Genomic DNA, 19,439 nt, shown 5'->3' with positions numbered 1-19,439 from the left:
GGTCAGCCCTTGACCGCGCCCGCGGACAGCCCTTCGAGCAGTTGCTTGCGCAGCAGAAGGAAGACCAGGACGGTGGGCACTGTGGCGAGCACCGATCCGGCCAGGACGAGGTCGTACTGGCGGTTCTCCGCCTGGAAGAGGGTCTGAAGCCCCAGCGGGAGCGTGAACTGGTCGATGTCGGAGATCAGGACCAGGGGCCACAGGAAGCTGTTGTAGCTCTGCAGGAACGTCCAGACCGCGAGCGCGCCCAGCGATGGGCGCAGCAGTGGCAGGACGACCTGGCAGAAGATGCGGAACTCCCCGCAGCCGTCGATCCGGCTCGCCTCCAGCAGTTCGTCCGGGACGCTCTGGATGATGTACTGCTGCATCATGAAGATCCCGAACGCGGGAGCCACCCACGGCACCACCAGGGCGAACCATGGATTGCCCAGCCCCGTTTTGACCAGGATCACAAACAGTGGCACGAGGATCACGGCGAACGGGATCGACAGCGAACTGAACATCACCGAGAACAGGAACGTCCGCCCGGTGAACCGGTACTTGGCGAAGCCGTACCCGGCCAGCGCGCAGACGAAGACCGACACGGCGGTCGCCACCAGCGCCACCGCGGTGCTGATGAGGAACCAGCTCGGATACGGCTGACTGTCCAGCAGATGCCGGTAGTTGGCCAGGGTCGCGGGGCTGGGCAGCGGCCGCGGCGGGTAGGCGAAGATGTCGCCACGCGGCTTGAACGATCCGCTCAGCGCCCACAGCAGTGGCCCGACGAAGGCCAGCAGCAAGGCGGTCAGTGCGGCGTAGAGCAGTGCGCGCGAGGGGGTCCGGTGCCGACGGCGGGCGCGCGCCGGTGCGGGGGCGCTCATGAGGCCCTCCCGATGCCGAGCAGCCGGTTGAAGATCTGGCTGATGGTGAAGACCAGGACGAACAGGACGACTCCGGCCGCCGCCGCGTAGCCGAACTGCTGGCGTTCGAAGGCCGCCCGGTAGATGAACATCGCCACCGAGAGCGTGGCGTCGCCCGGTCCGCCACGGGTGAGCAGAAAGGGTTCGTCGAAGATCTGTGCCGCGCTGATGAACGAGGTCACCGCGACGAACCCGGTCACCGGCTTCAGCGCGGGCAGTGTGACGGCGGTGAACGTGACGAACCGGCCCGCTCCGTCCAGCTCGGCCGCCTCGTACAGCGAGCGGGGCACGTTCTGCAGCCCGGCCAGGAAGAAGATCGTCAGATAGCCCGCCCAGCGCCAGAGCATGATCAGGCCGATGCACACCTTGGCCAGGGTGGGATCGCCGAGCCAGTCGAATCCGCCGAGCCCGAACACCGCCCTGAGGACCGAGTTGGCGAGCCCGAACTGCCGGTCGAAGACGAGGCTGAAGATGAGGGCGACGACGAGGGGCGACACCACCATGGGGATGAAGAAGGCCACCCGGAACAGATCCCGCGCCCGGAGGCCCCGTGCGTTCAGGCCCTGGGCCATCATCAGCGCGACGGGCACGATGACGAGCACGCTCACCAGAACGTACACACCGGTGTTCCCCAGCGCGCGGTGGAAACTGACGTCGGTGAGCAGATGCGCGTAGTTGCGCGGCCCCACCCAGTGCGGGGGCCCGAGCCCGACCCACTCGCACAGGCTCAGATAGACCGCCACCAGGATCGGCACGACCATGAAGAGGACGTAGAGCACATAGAAGGGTGCGATGAACACGTACGGCGCATGGGCGGGACCGCGCCGTGGGCGCGCGGCGCGGCCACCGATCGCGGTCGCCCTCGGGGGCAGTGAGCGGGGGTCGCGGAGCCGGTCCGCGGGGATGCTGGCCATCTGCGCCTCCTCAGCGGCTCGCCTGGGCACGGAAGTCGGACGTGGCGCGCCGCAGCGCCTCGCGCGGGGAGAGGTCGCCCCGGTACGCACGGATCAGATAGCCGCTGAGGACGTCCATGAGGATGGACTGGTCCGGACTCTGGTAGTACGCGGGCACGTGGTCCACCAGCGGGGCGTACACCTCGAACAGCCGCTGCCCGCCGCAGAACGTGTCCTCCAGGGCCAGGAGTTCGGGGCTGCGGAAGACCGAGCGGCGGGTCGGCAGATAGCCCAGCTCACGGTAGCGGCGGATCTGGGCTTCCTCGGTGAGCCAGGTGGCGGAGAGGAAGTCGGCACCGGCCTCGGTGTTCGCCTTGCCGGTGATCGCGGTGAAGCCCGTGCCCCCGGCCACCGAGGTGCGGCCGCCCCCGGCCGAGAACCTGGGGAGCGCGCGGATGCGCCACCGCCCCGACTGCTCGGGGACGTTGGGCTGGAGCCCGAACGTCTTGTACCAGCTCGCCATCCACAGTCCCGCGACGCTGCCGCGTTTGAGGGCGGTCTGCATGCTGGGGCCGTAGAAATCGGCGACGTCCACGAGGAAACCGGTGCGCAGTCCGTCGCGGATGAAGCGAAGCGTCTCCTCGGCCTCGGGTGAGTCCAGGGTGGGGTGGGCGTGTGCGTCGAAGAGCGCGCCCCCTCGCTGATAGAGGAGGATGGCGAAGAGCTGCACGACCTGGTTCAGATCGCTGCCGGTGGAGACCGCGCCGAGGGAGACCCGGTGTTTGTCGTAGAGCCTCGCGCCGGCTCTCGCCACCTCCTCCCAGGTGCCGAGGTCGGCGGGGACGCCGTACTTCGACAGGAGGTCGTCGCGGTAGTAGTAGACGGTGGCGGGGGTGTCCGAGTCGAGTGCGTAGAGCCTGCCGTCGACCGTGTAGGGGGCGCGTCGCGCCGCGAGCAGGTCGTCGCCGAGCGGGGCGACGTCCTCGGTCCAGTCGCGCAGCAGCCGGGCCGAGAGGTCGCCGCGCAGCATGCGTGCGAAGTTGCCGATCTCGAAGCCCATCAGATCGGGGGTGCCGCGTCCCGCGACGGCCTGGGCCAGGAGTTTGGTCACCAGGTCCTGGGCTCCGGCGCGGGTGACCCGCAGCCGGTAGGAGAACCGGGTGGCACGGTCGGCCCGGGGCACGGACCGGGTGAAGAAGTCCTGGTACCCCTGGTCATGGGTCCACAGCGACAAGGTCACCGGGCCGGAGGTGCGCACACTGGCCGCCCGGCCGCCCGCACAGGCCGTGGCCGTTCCGGCGGTGGCGAGGGCACCGGCCGCGGCGGCCCACCGCAGCACGGTCCGGCGCGGGGCGGTGCCGGGGGCGGGGCCGGGACTCGGTGAAGGTGGTGCGCGATGTGGGCCCGGGGTTCCCCGGGGTGTGGGAGGAGGAGGGAGGTTTTTCATCTGCGGCTCCTCATCGAGAGGTGGTGGGTGCCGAGTGATGCGGGCGGGCATGGCGGCTCGTCCGGCCGCGGTGTCCCGGTGGCGGGGGAACGGCAGGGGCGCGGTGGCCGAGGGGAAGGTGTCGGTGGCGCGGCCGAGGGGCTTTCAGGGGATCGGTGGCGGGGAGCGGCGACCGGCCGCCGGTGCTACGGGCGCGGGGGCGGGCCGCCGGACCGGCGGACCACCAGGCGGGCGGGCGGCTCGCCCCCGACGGGCACGGGGGCGTCGGGGTTCTCCATCTGGTGGACCAGCAGGTCGAGTCCGTGTGCCGCCACGGTGTCGAAGTCCTGGCTCACGGTGGTGAGCGGCGGCGAGAGATAGGCCGCGGCGGGAATGTCGTCGTATCCGACGACGCTGACCTGCTCCGGCACCGCGAGACCGGCCTCGGCCAGACCGCGTATCACGCCGATGGCCATGTCGTCGTTGGCGGCGAACACCGCCGTGACCCCCGGGGTGCGGGCCAGTCGCAGTCCGGCCTCGTAGCCGGACGACGGCGACCAGTCGCCCTCGATGCACTCCGGTTCCGGCGCCCCCGCCTCCTGGAGCGCCTTCCGCCAGCCTTCCATGCGGTCACGCGCCGCCCACCAGCGCCCCGGACCGGCCACATGCCATACGGTGGTGTGCCCCTGGGAGAGGAGATGGCGGGTGGCCGCCAGGCCGCCGCCGACCCCGTCCGCCCCCGTGACCAGGGCCCGCGTCCCCGGGGTCACAGCCGGCATCCGGCCGAAGCCGAGGATCGGCACCCCAGGGTCGAGGGGAGCGGCCTCGCCCTCGTCGATCGGCTCGGACAGCACGATGCCGTCCACGCCCTGGTTCAGCAGGGATTCGACGGCCTCCGCGATACCGGCGGGCCGGCCGTTGAGCGTGGTCACGACGCTGAACGAATATCCGGCGGCGCTCGCCGCCCGCTCCAGGGCGAACAGCAGCGACGCGGGACCGTAGAGCGCGGTCCCCAAGGACACCACGCCGATCCGGCGGAAGCGCCCCCGGAGCAGTGCGCGGGCCGCGGTGTTGGGCCGGAACCCCAGCTCGCGGGCGGCCCGCAGCACACGGTCGCGGGCCTGGTCGCTCACATAGGGCTCCCCGTTGACCACTCGGGACACCGTCTTCTGCGACACCCGCGCCAGCCGGGCCACCTCGCGCATCGAAGGGGGCCGCTGTTGTCCCTGCCCTGCCCCGGGAGGCGGGTTCTGAGCCGCGGTGGTGGACACAGCACTCCCTTCGTGCACGATCCGGGAGGTGCCGGATCAGAGGCTGACTACGTAGTCACACCGGCGAACCGGGTAGTCCGGCCCGCTCTGACTACGTAGTCACGCGAGTATGCGTCCGCCCTCCGGGCGCGTCAACGGTTCGCGCAAGCATGGCTCCCCGGCACCGCCACGCGCCCGGCCCGTGAATCGGGTTGCGAGCGCTGCCCGTGGTCGGGCCGCGGGCGGTGCCCGTGGTCAGGGAGAGCGGGTCGCCCCGCCGTGCTCAGCAGCAGTGCCGTGACGTCGTCCTGCTCGGCACGGAGGTTTCCGAACTCGGCGTAGTCGAGAGGCGCCGCCCGCAGGGGTGTGCCGGTGCGCGCGTCGAGGACCTGGACGGCTTCGTCGAGCGCGACGGTGCTCTCCGGCAGGAAGAGCCGTGCGGTCTCGGTGCGCGGCCAGCTGCAGGTGTTCACGGCGTAGTAGGACGCCACAGCGTCGTCGGGGGCGGCGAGGGCTTCGCCGAGCAGAGCGGAGGCCGCGTCCAGGAGGGTCTCCGCGTCGTCGTGGGCGCGCATGGCCTGGGAGTGCTTCCCGTGCCACTGCTTCTCGCCGGACCCGTGGCCGTGGTCGCCGTGGGTCCAGGGGTCGCCGGCGCATTCATCCGGAGCCGTCGCTGCCAGGGCATTGAGCGCGGCCCGGACAGTCTCCCGGACACGGTTCAGCCCGTGGCGGGATCCGCGGGCCGGGCCGGGCCGCCGGGTGCGGGTCCGTCCAGGTGCGCTCGATGTGGTCCAGGCACACGTCCCGGGGTACGGCCGGGTGCGCCTCGTGCCGTTCCGGCGGCCGTGGGGCTTGGCCGGTACGGCTCAGCGTGGCGGGGTCGTCTCCGGCGGGCCGGTGTCGGCGCAGGTGGCGGCGGGGCTCCTGTCCTTGGCGAGGAAGATGGTCTGCGCCATCATCCGGTAGCCCGACATCCCCTCCCGCAGGGTCTCGATGGACTCCTCCGGGTGCACCGAGTCGATGACCGCGTTCGGACCGACCGCATTGAACTGGTGTGAGACTCCGCGCGGTATCTGCATGTCCACCCAGGAGTTGGGCGGCACGATCACGTTGTGCCGCTCGCGGCGCACCCCGTCTGGGGTGCCGGGCAGGTCGTCGGCGAAGCATGACAGGGGTGCGAAGCGTCCCGTCGGGGGGCGGACGGTGATCGGCGACAGGCTGGACACGCGGATGGTGGTGTCCGGGCCGGTCATCATGCGCACGAACCGCAGCCCGGTGTGCAGGTGCATGCGCGAACAGATGTCGCGTGCCGCGGTGTCGTAGAAGTCCATGAGGTAGCGGTCGGCGAAGAAGCCCGGGAAAGGCGGCTCCAGCATGAAGACGTCGCCCTCCTCGAAGACCTGCGCCCGCTTCGGCTCGCCCGTCGGTGCGGGCCGCTCCCCCTCCTCCCGGTGGGCCGCCCGGACCAGGCCGGACAGGGCGTCGACGACGGCCAGGGCGGTCTCCGGGGGCAGTTGCACCACCGGGGTGAGCCGGTTGCGGTCGGGGTCCCGGTGACCTCGGACGTCGAGGATCTCGTCCTCGTGGTCGGGCGACCGCTTCATCCGGCCGATGGTCTCGGTGGGCTGCGTCATCCTGTCCCTCCCCTGTGCTCGTTCGGTCCGGAACCCGGGTGACGCGCCCAGAGCACGCCGCCCGCGTCGTGTCGCCCGGCGCGGAGCACCGAGCAGCCGGTCAGGGATGTTCCGCCGTCCCGCTGCCGGGACAGCCACTCCCAGCGGTCCGTTCCGCCGCTGCCGGGGACATCGAGGAAGGACAGCAGCGGGCCCAGCGGCCCGGCGGGGCCGCCCGGCGCGGGCCCGTGCGGGAGGAGGACCAGTGCGCCGCCATCGAGGCGGGTCTCGACGCCCCACGGCACCGGCTCCGCCTCGACACCGTGCCGGGCGGCCAGCTCCGCGGCCAGTTCCCCGTACACCGAGAGCGGCCACGCGGCGAGCAGCTTCGCGCGCCACCGGGCCTTGGCGCGGGCGAGTTCCGCGTCGTCGGGGGCGTACCAGTGCTCGCGCAGGAAGTCGTAGGCGGCCAGGACGGTATCGTCCCCGATCGCGGCGTGCCGGGCGGCGGTGTGTTCGGCGAGGGACCGCAGGGCCGGGTCGGGTGTCCCGGAGTCCAGGAGGTGGCGTGCGGTGGCCGCGGCGTGGCGCAGCAGTCGGTCGTACCGCGCGGGCGCCAAGCGGCGGACGGCCAGCGGCCGGCTCATCGCCCGGCGTTGCGGCTTTCCGGTGGCGGTCGCCCGGTATCCGCCGAACTGGACGACCGCAGGCCGCAGCGGCGATCGCTCGTACAGGGTTCGGACCTCGGGCACCGGCTGCTCCGTCGCGATGAGGGCGACATCGTCGCCGAGCGTGGGCTCGTCCACCGCGACCGCCGCGAACCGGCCGGTGAGGCCCGCCCGGCGCCAGCCGTGCTCGATGTCGAGGGAGTGGTGCTTCTCCCCTCCTCGGTTGATGCGCTCGCCCGCGCGGCCCCGCAGGACGAGGAGTCCGTCCCGGAGCTCGCCCAGGTCGCCGGTGCGCAGCCAGCCATCGTCGGTGACGGTGGCGGAGGTGCTGCGCGGGTCCTGCCAGTAGCCGGTCATCAGGTCAGGGGTCCTGATCCAGACCTCGCCGGATTCCAGGTGGAGCTCGGTGCCGGGCAGTGGTACGCCCACCGGGGGCGTCCGCTCCAGGTAGTGGGTGCGGAAGTCGGCGTCGTCGAGCAGCGGCATGGTGAAGCTGAAGTTGACCGCCTCCGTCAGGCCGTAGCCCTGACGCAGCCTCGGGCCGTAGCGGGAGTGGAAGCGGCGGGCCAGGTCGGCCGTGAGCGGGGCCGCGGCGGTGATCAGGTAATCCAGCCCGTCGGGCCACGCGGGAGCGGCCTCGACCAGGTCCGCGAGGAGGGCCGGGACGATGGAGGCCGTCCTGGCGCCGGAGGCGTCCAGCGCGGCGAAGTAGCCGGCCGGGTCGAAGGCGTGGTGCAGCGTGAGCGGTGTGCCGGTGAGGTGGGTGCCGAGCAGTGACATGACCAGTGCGTTGCAGTGGTACAGCGGCAGGCAGGTGCCGTGCGGGCGGTCCGGCGCGATGCCGTGCAGGACCGCTGTGCGGCGTGCGTTGCCGAGAACCGCCCGGCGGCTGAGCACGACCCCTTTCTGCGGGCCGGTGGAGCCGGAGGTGAACATGATGAGCGCCGTGCCCTCGGGCGCCGGGTGCGCGTCGGGCAGTCCGGTGCGCCGGACTCCGTGGATGTCCACGACGGCCGCGGCGGCGACCCGGGCGGCGCCGGCGGCGAGGTCCGCGTCCCCGGTCCGCGGGTGCAGCGGGACGGCGACGAGTTCCCGGTCGAAGCAGCCGAGCAGGATGTCCGCGAGGCGGTGGCCGCCTGGAAGCCTGATCACCACCCGTGCTCCCGCGGGCAGTTGGTCGAGCGCGGCGCTGTCCGCCTCGTACGTCGTGTCCTCGGTGGCGGTCAACGGGCCCTCCCGAGGGCTTCGGTGAGCTGGACGCCGACGGCGTCCACGTGCTGGGGCTGCATCACTTGGTGGTGTCGTGCGTCGACGTGTCCGACGGTCAGCTCGCCGCCGGCGTACGGCCGCCACAGTTCGTGCGTGGGCGCCGCGCGCCGGGGCTCGCCGGCGGCCTCGATGTAGGTGGTGTCGCCCGCGTAGCGTGGGGGGCGGTAGGCGCGCAGCAGAGCGTCGTTGTGCCGGGAGACGGCGATGACGCGGGCGATGTCGTCCTCGGTGAGGCGGGCGAAGAGGCTGCCCTCGCGGCGCAGCAGTGCCGACACGGTGGTGAAGTCGAGGGTCTCCGGGGCGAGGCGGTCGTCGTCGTACCCGGCGGCCGTCAGCAGCACCCGGTACACGCGGTGCTCGTCGATGGGCTCGGCGGGCCCGGCCCCGGTGGCGGCGACGGTGTCGACCAGGAACAGCGTCCCTTCGGGCTCGCCGAGTTCCCGCAGCCGGACGGCCATGGCGTGCGCCACCAGACCACCGAAGGACCAGCCGACCAGGTGGTACGGGCCGGACGGGCGGACCGTGCGCAGCAGTCGCAGGTAGCGCTCGGCCATCTCCTCGACCGTGCCGGGCAGGTCTGCCACTCCCCCGGTGCCCTCGGCCTGGATGCCGTGGACCGGGTGGTGTCGGCCGACGTGCCGCAGCAGGCCGGCGTAACTCCAGCTCATACCGTTCAGCGGGTGGACACAGAACACCGGCGCGGCCGCTCCGCTGGCCCGGAAGGGCACGAGGTGTGCGGGGGCGGACGCGGTCGGCGGCCCGTCGAGCAATCGGATCAGGGCGGCCGGGGTGGGGGCCTCGAAGACGTTCCGGAGGGCGGGCGCGAGGCCGAGGACGTCGCGTACCCGCTCGGTCAGCCGGGCGGCGAGCAGCGAGTGGCCGCCCAGTTCGAAGAAGTTGTCCTCGGGCCCGACCCTCGGTACGTCGAGGACCTCGGCGAACTGGCGGCACATCAGGTCCTCACGGAGGTCGCGCGGCGGTTCGCCGTCGGTGGCGGAAGCCCAGTCGGGCTCGGGCAGCCGGTCGCGCAGCAGCTTTCCGTTGACGCCGAGCGGCAGCCGGTCCAGGGCGAGCAGCCGGGCGGGCACCATGTAGTCCGGCAGGTGCCGGGTCAGGTGTGCCCCGACCGCGCCCAGATCCGCGCCCTTCGGGGTGACGTAGCCGACGAGCCGACGGTCGTCGGCGCCGCGGTCGTGCACGGCGACCGCGGCGGCCGTGACCTCCGGATGCCCGTCCAGCGCGGCTTCGACCTCGCCGAGTTCGACGCGGTGCCCGCGGATCTTCACCTGGTCGTCGGTCCGGCCGTGGAAGCGGAGCACCCCGTCGCGGCTCCACGAGGCGAGGTCACCGGTACGGTACATCCGCCGGCCGGCCGTTCCGAAGGGGTCCGGCAGGAAGCGGGCGGCCGTCAGTCCGGGGCGGCCGAGGTAGCCGGTCGCGAGGCCCGCGCCGGCCAGGTACAGCTCGCCTCTCGTGCCCGGGGGGACGGGGCGCAGCCGGTCGTCGAGGACGTAGGCGCGGGTGTTGCGCAGCGGCCGGCCGAGCGGCACGGTACCGTCGGTCCGCGCGCCGACCGGGTGGGTGGTGGACCAGACGGTGGTCTCGGTCGGGCCGTAGCAGGCGAGCAGCGACGCGGTGGCGGCGGCCAGCTCCCCGGCGAGTTCCCGGGGGACCGCCTCGCCGCCGACGACGGCGCGTATGTGGCGCAGTTGTCGCGGTCGTCGTGCCACGAGCGTCCGCCAGAGCGACGGGGTCGCCTGCATCACGGTGACGCGGTGCCGGTCGAGCAGCGCGCACAGTTGGTCGGGGTCGCGCAGCGCGTCCTGGTCGGCGAGGACCATGGCACCGCCGGTGATCAGCGGCAGGTACAGCTCGGGCTTGCACATGTCGAAGCCGATGGGTGCGCAGGCCAGCATCCGGTCGTCGGGGCCGACCGCGAGGTGCTCGCGCAGGGCGAGCAGCAGGTTCACCAGCGCGGCCCGTGGTACGACGACGCCCTTGGGCCGCCCGGTGGAGCCGGAGGTGTACGTGACGTACGCGGTGTCCGGTGGCACCGGCAGCGGTTCGGCCGCCCCGGTCGTGACAACGGGTTCGGCGGCGGATCCGGTGGCGTCGCGCACCACGAGGAGGGGTCGGGCGTCGGCCAGGAGCGCCGTGACGCGCTCGGTCGGCAGGGTGGGGTCGATGGGCAGGTAGGCGGCGCCGGTCGCCTGGACGGCGAGGAGGGTGGCGGGCAGGTCGGGGCCGCGGCGCAGCACCACGGCGACCAGGGCGCCGGGGCCCGCGCCGTGCGCGCGGAGTTTCCCGGCGAGGTGTTCCGCCCGCTCGGACAGGTCCCGGTGGCTGAGCACGGTGTCGCCGTGCAGGACAGCGGGCGCCTCCGGGGTGCGCTGTGCCTGGGCCGCGGCGAGCGCCGCCACGGTGGTCCCGGGCGTCTCGCGGTCGGTGCCGCTCCCCTGTCCGGTCAGCCGCTCGTGCTCGCCGTCGACGAGCACCGGCAAGTCGGCGACGGGAAGCTGAGGATCGGCCACGGCCGCGCGGAGCAGCCTCTCCAGGCGGGCGAGCATCAGGCGCGCGGACGTGGGGGTGAACAGTTCGGTGTCGTACTCCAGAAGACCCTCGATCCCGGCCTCACCACCGTGGACCGTGTAGTGCTGCCGCATGCTCCACAGCAGGTCCATCCGGGAGGCGCCGCCGTGCACGGCGACCGGTTCCGTCCGCAGGCCCGGCAGGTCGAACTCGGCCGCCGGGGTGTCCTGGAATGCCAGCATCACCTGGAAGAGGGGGTGGGCGGCGAGGGAACGCGGCGGGTTGACGGCCTCGACCACCCGCTCGAAGGGGACCTCCTGGTGGGCGAAGGCGTCGAGGTCGGTGGCGCGTACCCGCTGGAGGAGTTCGGCGAACGTCGGCGCGCCGCTCAGGTCGGTGCGCAGCACCACGGTATTGACGAAGCAGCCCACGGTGTCGTGCAGCGCGGCGTCGTGCCGTCCTGCGACGGGTGTGCCGACGGGGATGTCATCACCCGCCCCGAGTCGGTGCAGCAGTGCGGCGACCGCGGTGTGCATCACCATGAACAGGCTGGTCCGGGTGGTCGCGGCGAGCCGGTTCAGGCGGGCGTGCAGCGCGGCGTCGAGGGTGAAGGGGACGGTCTCCCCGCGGTGTGCGGAGACCGGCGGCCGGGGACGGTCCAGCGGCAGCCGCAGCACCTCCGGGGCGCCGCGCAGGATCCGCGTCCAGTGGTCGACGCCGGTGTCCGGGTCGCGGTCGAGCAGGCGGAGCGTGTAGTCCGCGTAACTCACGGGTGTGCTCGTCCACTGCGGGGCGTCGCCCGCGGCACGGGCCCGGTAGGCGGTGGACAGGTCACGGGCCAGCGGACCGAGCGACCAGCCGTCGGCGGCGATGTGGTGCAGCAGGAGCAGGAGTACGTGGTGCTCGGGTGCGGTCTCGTGGAGCACGGCGCGGACCGGGAGTTCCGTCTCCAGGTCGAAGACGTGCGCGGACGCGGCGGCGAGCAGTCCGGGCAGTTCCGCCTCCGAGGTGACCACCGTCTGAAACGCCAGGCCGTCGGCGTCGCGGATCCGCTGGTACGGCTCGCCCTGGTGTTCCACCACGGTGGTGCGCAGGCTCTCGTGCCGGTCCAGCAGGTCGCCGAGGGCCGCCCGCAGGGCTTCCACACGCAGCGGCCCGGTGAGCCGGACGGCGAAGGACATGTTGTACACGGAATTGGGGCCGGCGAACCGGTCGAAGAACCACAGCCGCCGCTGCGCGGGCGAGAGCGGTACGCGCTCCGGTCGCGGGGTTCGCGGGGTGGCGGCCGCCCGGACGGGAGCCACGGCAGCGCCCTCCGGGATCTGGCGTGCCAGGTCGGCGACGACCGGGGCGTCGAAGAGGGTGCGGATACTCAGCTCCCGGCCGGTCTCCGCGCGCAGCCGGTTGATCAGACGGGTGGCGAGCAGCGAGTGTCCGCCCAGGTCGAAGAAGTTGTCCTCGGCGCCGACCTCGGCCAGTCCCAGGGTCTCGGCGAACAGGTCGCACAGCAGCCGTTCTCGCGGGTTCTCCGGCCCGCGGCTCACCCGCAGCGCGGTCTCCGGAGACGGCAGGGCGGCGCGGTCCAGCTTGCCGTTCCCGGTCAGCGGGATCTCGTCCACAGGGACGACGAAGGCGGGCACCATGTGCGCGGGCAGCACCGTGCGGGCGTGGGCGCGCAGTTCCGCGGCCGACGGCGTCTCGGCCGGGCCGGTCCCGGCCGGTCGTGTGGCCGGGACGGCGTAGCAGATCAGGCGGCCGCCGTCGGCGCCGGTGTCGGCGAGCACCACGGCCCGGTCCACGGCCGGGTGCTGTTCGAGGACGCGCTCGATCTCGCCGGGCTCGATCCGGTAACCGCGGATCTTCACCTGCTGGTCGATCCGTCCGAGGTACTCCAGCGTGCCGTCCGGCCGCTGCCGCGCGAGGTCCCCGGACCGGTACATCCGGGTGCCGGGCGCGCCGAACGGGTCGGGGACGAACCGGCTCGCGGTGAGCGCCGGCCGGTCCAGATAGCCGCGGGTCACGCCGGGGCCGGACACGTGGATCTCGCCGGGGCAGCCCGGCGGCACCGGTCGCAGCGCGTGGTCCAGCAGCCGCAGGCGAAGGTCGGGCAGCGCGGTTCCGATGACGCTCGCGGTCTCTTCGGGGTCGGTCAGCTCGGTGTACGTCGCGTGGACGGTGGTCTCGGTGATCCCGTACATGTTGACCAGGGTGGGACGGCCCGGGCCGTGCCAGGAGCGGACGCGGGACGGTTCCAGCGCCTCCCCCGCGCAGACGATCACCCGCAGGTCGGGCAGGGCGTCCGCGCCGGCCTCCTCCTCGGCCCGGAGGAGCTGGTAGAAGGCCGAGGGAGTCTGGTTCAGGGCGGTGACCCGCTCCCGGCGCAGCAGCGCCAGGAGGTCCCTGGGCGAGCGGGCCACGTCGTCCGGCACCACCACCAGCCGCCCGCCGCGGCCGAGAGCCGTCCACATCTCCCAGACGGAGACGTCGAAGGCGTAGGAGTGGAACAGGGCGTGTACATCAGCGTCGAACCGGAACCACTCGTCGGTCGCGGCCAGCAGCCGTACGACATTGCGGTGGGTGACCAGGACGCCCTTGGGCCGGCCGGTGGAACCGGAGGTGTAGATGACGTAGGCGACCGCCTCGGGGTCCACGGTCACGGCGGGCGGGTGCGCCGGGTGGGTGGCGGCCGTGTCGGGACCGTCGAGGAGGATCTGCGGGTGCGGGACCGGCAGCGGGACGCCCGTCACGACGAGCACGGGGCCGGCTTCCGCGAGCACCCCCCGGATCCGCTCCTCCGGGTACGCCGGGTCCAGGGGCAGATAGCCCGCGCCCGACTTCAGCACCGCCAGGATCGCGACGACGAGGTCCGCCGAACGCTCCAGCACCAGGCCGACCAGGCGCTCCGGTCCCGCGCCGCGCTCGATCAGGAGGTGGGCGAGCCGGTTGGCGCGCGCGTCGATTTCCGCGTAGGACAGGGTGGTGCCGCCGTGGGTGAGGGCCGGGGCCGCCGGCCGGCGGCGCACCTGCGCGGCGAACAGGGCGGTCAGCGTGTCCGGTCCGGTGTCCCGGTCCGCAGCGGGGGCTTCGAGGTCGGCGCGCTCGTCGGGCAGCAGCAGGTCGACGCGTCCCAGCGGTGCCGCCGGGTCGTCGGCCATCCGGCCGAGGACGGCGCACAGGCGGTCGAGCAGACGGCCGGCCGCCTCGCCGTCGAACAGGTCGGTGTCGTGGTCGAGTTGGAGCCGCAGCCGGTCGCCGGGCACGGCGATCAGGGTCAGCGGGTAGTGGGTGCCGTCGCGGCCCTGGACCTCCCGCAGCGCCAGGCCGGGTACCAGGGTGGCCAGTTCCTCCTCGTCGACCGGATAGTTCTCGAAGACGACGACGGTGTCGAAGAGTTCGGCGTGCCCGGTGACCGTCTGCAGGGTCGTCAGGTCGGCGTGCTGGTGGTCGAGCATGGACAGTTGCTGGGCCCGCAGGTCCGCCAGGCAGTCGGCGACCGGCCGGTGGGGGTCGAGGCGGACCCGCACCGGTACGGTGTTGATCAGCAGGCCCACGATCCGCTCCGCGCCGGGCAGTTCGGCCGGCCGGCCGGAGACCGTGGCGCCGAACACCACGTCGTCCCGGCCGGTCAGGGCGCCGAGCAGGACCGCCCAGGCCAGTCGCACGACGACACTGGTCGTCAGGCCGCCTTCCCGCGCCAGGGCCTCGACGCGGGCGGTGCACTCGGGGTCCAGCTCGGCGGTCGTGCGGCGGCGTGCCCCGGTCGCGCCGCGCCGGCCGGGGCCGCCGACCAGGGTCGGGCCGTCCACGGACGCCAGCAGCGCGCGCCAGGCCGCCTCGTCCGCGCGGGCGTCCCTCGTGGCCAGCCAGTCGAGGAAGTCGCGGTACGGCGTGGCGGGCGGCAGCGGGTGACCGGCGTAGAGCGAGAACAGTTCGTGGACGAGGATGGGCATGGACCAGCCGTCGACCAGGAGGTGGTGCGTGGTCAGGACGAAGGTGTGCCGGTCGGCGGACCTGCGCAGCAGCGCGGCGCGCATCAGCGGGGGGTCGGCGAGGTCGAAGCGGCGCCGGCGGTCGGCGGCGAGGAAGTCCTCCAGGTCCTCCGGTGCGGGCCTCTCGCACCACTCCACGGCCGAGCCCGGTACCACCACCTGGACGGGCCGGCCCGACGCACCGGGCCGGACACCGGCGGAGAGCTGCGGGTGGCGGTGCAGCAGGCGGTGCAGCGCGTTCCGCAACGCGTCGGCATCGAGTGTGCCGTCGAGGTCGAAGACGAACTGGACGAGGTAGGGGTCCACCCCGTCGTGGTCGTAGAGCGAGTGGAAGAGCAGTCCCTGGGCCAGCGGCGGCAGCGGCAGTTCACCGGTGGCGCGGGACCGGGCCCGGTCGATCAGCGCGCCCAGGACGTCGAACCACCGCTCGGCCAGGCCGGCGACGCGCGTTACGTCGAGCAGGCCGCCGGGCCAGGACCAGTGGGCGACCAGTTGGGGGCCGTCCGGGCGGTCGGTGATCACCGTGTCCAGCTCGACGGCGTGGCTCATGGCCGGCCCGGCCGCGGTGGTCAGGCCCTCATCCGAGGGGGTCCCGGCGTCGGTCACGTCGGCCAGCACCGACCAGGGGCCTTCACCGCCGACGCCGAAGCGGCCCAGGTAGTTGAAGGCGAACTGCGGCGTGGGGCGGGCGGCGAGGACGGGAGCGCTCTGCGGGTTGAGATAGCGCAGCAGACCGTGGGTCAGTCCCGCGCGGCCGGAGTCACGGGTGCGGGAGCGCACCTGGGCGACCGCGCCGTCCAGGGCGATCGGGTCGGTCCGTGCCTCGGCCCAGGAGCAGCCGGGGTCGAGTACCACGGGGTACAGGGTGGTGAACCAGCCGACCGTACGGGACAGGTCGAGGTTGTCCGCGAACTCCTCACGTCCGTGGCCCTCCAGGTCCACGAGCAGCGCGTCCGGGCCGTCCCGCCAGTCGGCGGCGGCCAGGGCGAACGCGGTGAGCAGCAGGTCCTGCACCGAGCAGTCGAAAGCCGCGGTCGCGTCGCCCAGCAGGCGCGCGGTGAGTGCGCCGGGCAAGGTGGCGGTGTGGCGGCGCCGGGTGTCCTCGGTGTCCGACGCGGGATCCAGGGGGCGCGCGGCGACCGGTGGTTCCACGGGGTCCGGGCACTCGTGGGAGAACGTGCGGAGCACGGCCGGGTGATGGGCGTACCCCACCAGCGCCTTCGCCCACTGCGCGAAGGACGTCCCGGTCGGTTGCAGCGTCGGGGTCCGGCCCCGGCGTACCGCCTCCCAGGCGGTGTCGAGGTCGTCTCGGAGGATGCGCCAGGAGACGCCGTCGATCCCGAGGTGGTGCACGGTGAGGGTCAGCGCGCCCGCCGTCCCGGGTCCGGGGTCCGACCAGCGCGCGTGCACCATCCGGCCGCGCTCCGGGTCGGTCGGCGGGCCCGGCCGGTTCAGCTCGACCGGCACGGTGGGCAGCACCTCCAGCGACCAGATCGGGCCCGTGGTGGTCAGGGAGAGCCGCAGCATGGGGTGGTGGTCGACGAGGGCCTGCACCACCGCGCGGACCTGCTCCTCGGTGATGCCCACCGGGGTGCGTACGGTCAGGGACTGGACGAACCCGTGGAGTGTGCCGCCGCGTTCGCGCAGCCAGTGCATGACGGGCGTCAGCGGCAGTGCGGAGTCGTCCGCGTCGTCCAGCGCGATCCGGTGCGCGGGGAGCCTGTCGTCCGCGAGTGCGGCGGCGAGCCCGGCGACGGTGGGGGTGCGGAAGACGTCCGGGGTGGTGATCGCCAGACCGGCGCGCTGCGCCGCCGCCGCGAGTTGGATCGCCTGGATGCTGTCCCCGCCGAGCCGGAAGAAGTCCTGGTCGAGGGGGACGTCCGGCACGCCGAGCAGCTCGCCCACCAGCCCGGCGAGCAGCTTCTCGGCGGGCGTGCGCGGGGCCGGGCCCCTTCCGCCGCTACGAGCGGCGACCGCGGACTCCGGCGCGGGCAGCGCGGCCCGGTCCAGCTTGCCGTTGCGGGTCAGGGGCAGCCGGTCCACGGCCACCACCGCGGTCGGCAGCATGTAAGCGGGCAGCCGGTCCCGCGCCCGGTCGAGCAGCGCCTCCGTGTCGAGGCTGTCGGCCGCACCGCCGGACGCGGTCACATAGGAGACGAGCCGCCGCCCTCCCGGGCGGTCCTGTGCGACGGTCGCGGCCTGACGGACCCGCGGGTCGGCACGTAGCACGGCGTCGATCTCGCCCGTCTCGATCCGGTGGCCGCGCAGCTTGACCTGTCCGTCGGCACGACCGGCGAACTCCAGCCGACCGTCCGCACTCCACCGGGCCAGGTCGCCCGTGCGGTAGACGCGCGCCCCCGGCGGCCCCGACGGGTCGGGGACGAAGCGCTCCGCGGTGGCGCCCGCGCTCCCGAGGTAACCGCGCGCCACCCCCGCTCCCCCGAGATACAGCTCCCCCACCGACCCCGGCGGCACGGGGCGCAACGCGTCGTCGAGAAGCAGCACCCGCTTGCCGTCCAGGGGGCCGCCGATGGGGACGGACGCGGCGTCCGCGGGGAGTTCCGGGACCGCGTACCGGGTCGCGAAGACCGTGGTCTCGGTGGGCCCGTAGCCGTTGACGACGGTGAGTCCCGGCAGCGCCTGGCGCACCGCGCGGACGGCGTCCGGGGACACCACGTCCCCTCCGGTCCACACCTGGCGGACACCGGCCAGGCAGGCCGGGTCCTCGGCGGCGATGGCGTGGAAGAGTCCCGCGGTCAGCCACAGCCCGGTCACCCCGGTCTCCGCCACGGTCCGGGCCAGTTCGGCCGGGCCGAGCTGTCCCGGCGCGGCGACGACCACCTCACCGCCGGTCAGGAGCGGCACCCATAGCTCCAGGTTGAACGCGTCGAAGGCGTGCGGCGAGTGCAACAGGACCCTGTCCGCGCCACCCTCGGACCACCAGCGGTCGGCGGCGAGCCCGGCCAGTGCGCCCTGGGTGATGCCGACCCCTTTGGGCCGGCCCGTGGAACCGGATGTGAACATCACGCAGGCCAGAGCGTCCGGTGACGTCCCGGCCCCGGCGGGCGCGTCACCAGCGGGCGCGTCATCGGTGGCCGCGCCGGAGTCGGCTCGCACGTCCAGCAGGCGCAGACCGCGGTCGCGGGCGTACGTCACGATGGCGTCGCCCCTGGTGTGCCGGTCGGTGACCAGCAGCCGCGCGTCCGCGTCGGACAGGACGGTCTGCTGCCGGGGCGACGCGTCGTCCCGGTGCAGGGGCACGTACGCCGCGCCCGCCCGCACCACGGCGAGAGCGGCGACGACCAGATCCACCGAACGTTCCAGAAGCAGGGCGACGGTGCGCTCCGGACCCGCACCGGCGGCGACCAGCTCGCCCGCCAACGCGGCGGCACGCCCGTCCAGTTCGCGGTAGGTCAGCCGCTCGCCCGTTCCGGCGCAGCGCACCGCGAAGGCGTCCGGGGTACGGCGTACCCGCTCCGCGAACCGGTCGACGGCGGTGTCGGCGGGTGCGGCCGAGGTGGGCGCGCCCGTGCCCAGGGCGACGAGACGGCGTCGCTCCCCCGTGGTGGTGGTCGCCACCCGCGCCAGGGGCGTGTCGCGCTCGGCCCGCGCCACCTGCCTCAGCACGTGCGGGAAGCGGTCGGCCACGCCTCGCAGGAGGTCCTCACCGTGGTTGGCGGGGTTGGCGTCGAAGACGAGGCGCAGTTCGCCGTCACCGCGGTCGTGCGCGAAGAATGACAGGTCCTCGGACGGCGGCGCCTGGAGGTTGCGGACGGTCGCGGTGACCGAACCGAAGCGCAGCGGCCGGTCGAACCGCTGGATGTTGAGGACCGGCCCGAAGAACCTGCGTCCGTCGTCGGGACAGTCCGCCTCCCGGCGCAGGCGCTCGCCCCGGTAGCGCTGGTGCCGACGTACCGCCCGCAGTTCTTCGGCCACTTCGTCGAGCAGGCGGCCGACGGACGCGGCCGGGTCGACGCGGAGCCGCAGCGGCAGGACGTTGGCCGTCATCGCCGGGACGCGGCGGGCGAATTCGGCGGACCGGCCGGCGACCGGCAGGCTCATGACGACGTCCCGGTCACCGGTCATCGCGTGCAACTGGATCGCGGTGGCCGCGGTGAACAGCCGGGTCCAGCGGTGCCCGAGCCGCCGCGCGCCGTCCTTCAGCTCGACGAACTCCGCCGCCGACACGCCCCTGCTGGTGCGCAGCGATCGGTCCGACGCCGCCGCCGGACCCGCTCCGAGCGTCGGGAAGTGCGACCGGCCCGCCAGCCGCTCCCTCCACCGGTCGCCGTCCGCGTCGTGCTCGGCGGAACCGCGGTATGCCGTCTCGGCGTCGATCAGCGCCCGAAGCCCGCTCCAGCCGCTCCGCGGCACCGGGCTGCCCTCGTGCAGATGGCTGTAGACCTCAGCGACCCGTTCGGCGAACAGGGCCATGCCCGCCCCGTCGAGGGCGATGTGATGGACCCGGTGGAACAGCAGAGTGCGGTCGTCGCCCACGCGCAGCACCGCGCCGAAGAACAACGGCCCCGCGTCGCAGCCTCCCGCCTCGGCCATGGCCGCCCGCATCCACTTCAGCGCCGCGGCATCCGGGTCGGGCGTCTTGCGCAGGTCGACCGTCTCGACGACGTGCTCGACATCGGCGACGAGCCACTGCACGGGGGCCGCCGAACCGGCCGCTTTGATACGGACGTTCACCGCCTCACAGTCGGCGGCCGTCCTGGCGACCGCGGCCGCCAGCAGGTCGACGGCGACCGGGCCGTCCAACTCGAGGTACTCCGCCCACTGGTACGCGCCCGGCGCGCCGAACCCGCCGCGCTCGGCGAGCCATACCCCCATCTGCGCGTCGGTGAGCGGCAGTTCAGCACGGTTGTCAGGCATATGAGCGAGCGTTCCCATCCGTCCC

Annotated in this window: 8 protein-coding genes; all 8 read right to left on the bottom strand. The window is 73.6% G+C overall.

Going from position 1 to position 19,439, the window contains the following annotated elements:
• Window positions 1-2: 2 nt before the first annotated feature.
• On the bottom strand, window positions 3-860 hold the full coding sequence (locus IEJ02_RS14680; RefSeq protein ID WP_191065282.1) for a carbohydrate ABC transporter permease: 858 nt from the start codon (window positions 858-860) through the stop codon (window positions 3-5).
• On the bottom strand, window positions 857-1,813 hold the full coding sequence (locus tag IEJ02_RS14675; RefSeq protein ID WP_191065281.1) for a carbohydrate ABC transporter permease: 957 nt from the start codon (window positions 1,811-1,813) through the stop codon (window positions 857-859). The genes IEJ02_RS14680 and IEJ02_RS14675 overlap by 4 nt, the downstream gene beginning before the upstream one ends.
• 10 nt (window positions 1,814-1,823) lie before the next feature.
• A complete protein-coding gene (locus tag IEJ02_RS14670; protein WP_275559467.1) occupies window positions 1,824-3,131 on the bottom strand; it encodes an ABC transporter substrate-binding protein in 1,308 nt (435 codons plus the stop codon).
• Between the two features lie 293 nt (window positions 3,132-3,424).
• Window positions 3,425-4,423: a LacI family DNA-binding transcriptional regulator gene (locus IEJ02_RS14665; RefSeq protein ID WP_191065422.1), complete on the bottom strand. Its 999-nt coding sequence runs from the start codon at window positions 4,421-4,423 to the stop codon at window positions 3,425-3,427.
• Window positions 4,424-4,620: 197 nt separating this feature from the next.
• Window positions 4,621-5,043, bottom strand: a complete 423-nt coding sequence (locus IEJ02_RS51065; protein WP_370467041.1) for a hypothetical protein — start codon at window positions 5,041-5,043, stop codon at window positions 4,621-4,623.
• 291 nt (window positions 5,044-5,334) lie between these two features.
• Window positions 5,335-6,102: a hypothetical protein gene (locus IEJ02_RS14655; RefSeq protein ID WP_223863828.1), complete on the bottom strand. Its 768-nt coding sequence runs from the start codon at window positions 6,100-6,102 to the stop codon at window positions 5,335-5,337.
• Entirely contained in the window at window positions 6,099-7,976 is a 1,878-nt protein-coding gene (locus IEJ02_RS14650) for a class I adenylate-forming enzyme family protein (RefSeq protein WP_191065279.1), read from the bottom strand. Before IEJ02_RS14650 ends, IEJ02_RS14655 begins: the two co-directional genes overlap by 4 nt.
• Complete coding sequence (locus IEJ02_RS14645) at window positions 7,973-19,414, bottom strand: non-ribosomal peptide synthetase (protein WP_191065278.1); 11,442 nt, start codon at window positions 19,412-19,414, stop codon at window positions 7,973-7,975. Before IEJ02_RS14645 ends, IEJ02_RS14650 begins: the two co-directional genes overlap by 4 nt.
• Between the last annotated feature and the right edge of the window lie 25 nt (window positions 19,415-19,439).

This window comes from Streptomyces sp. 5-10, assembly GCF_014712245.1.
GTDB lineage: Bacteria > Actinomycetota > Actinomycetes > Streptomycetales > Streptomycetaceae > Streptomyces > Streptomyces violaceusniger.
Note: the sequence above shows the minus strand (reverse complement) of the source record. Positions and strands in the feature narration are given on the sequence as shown.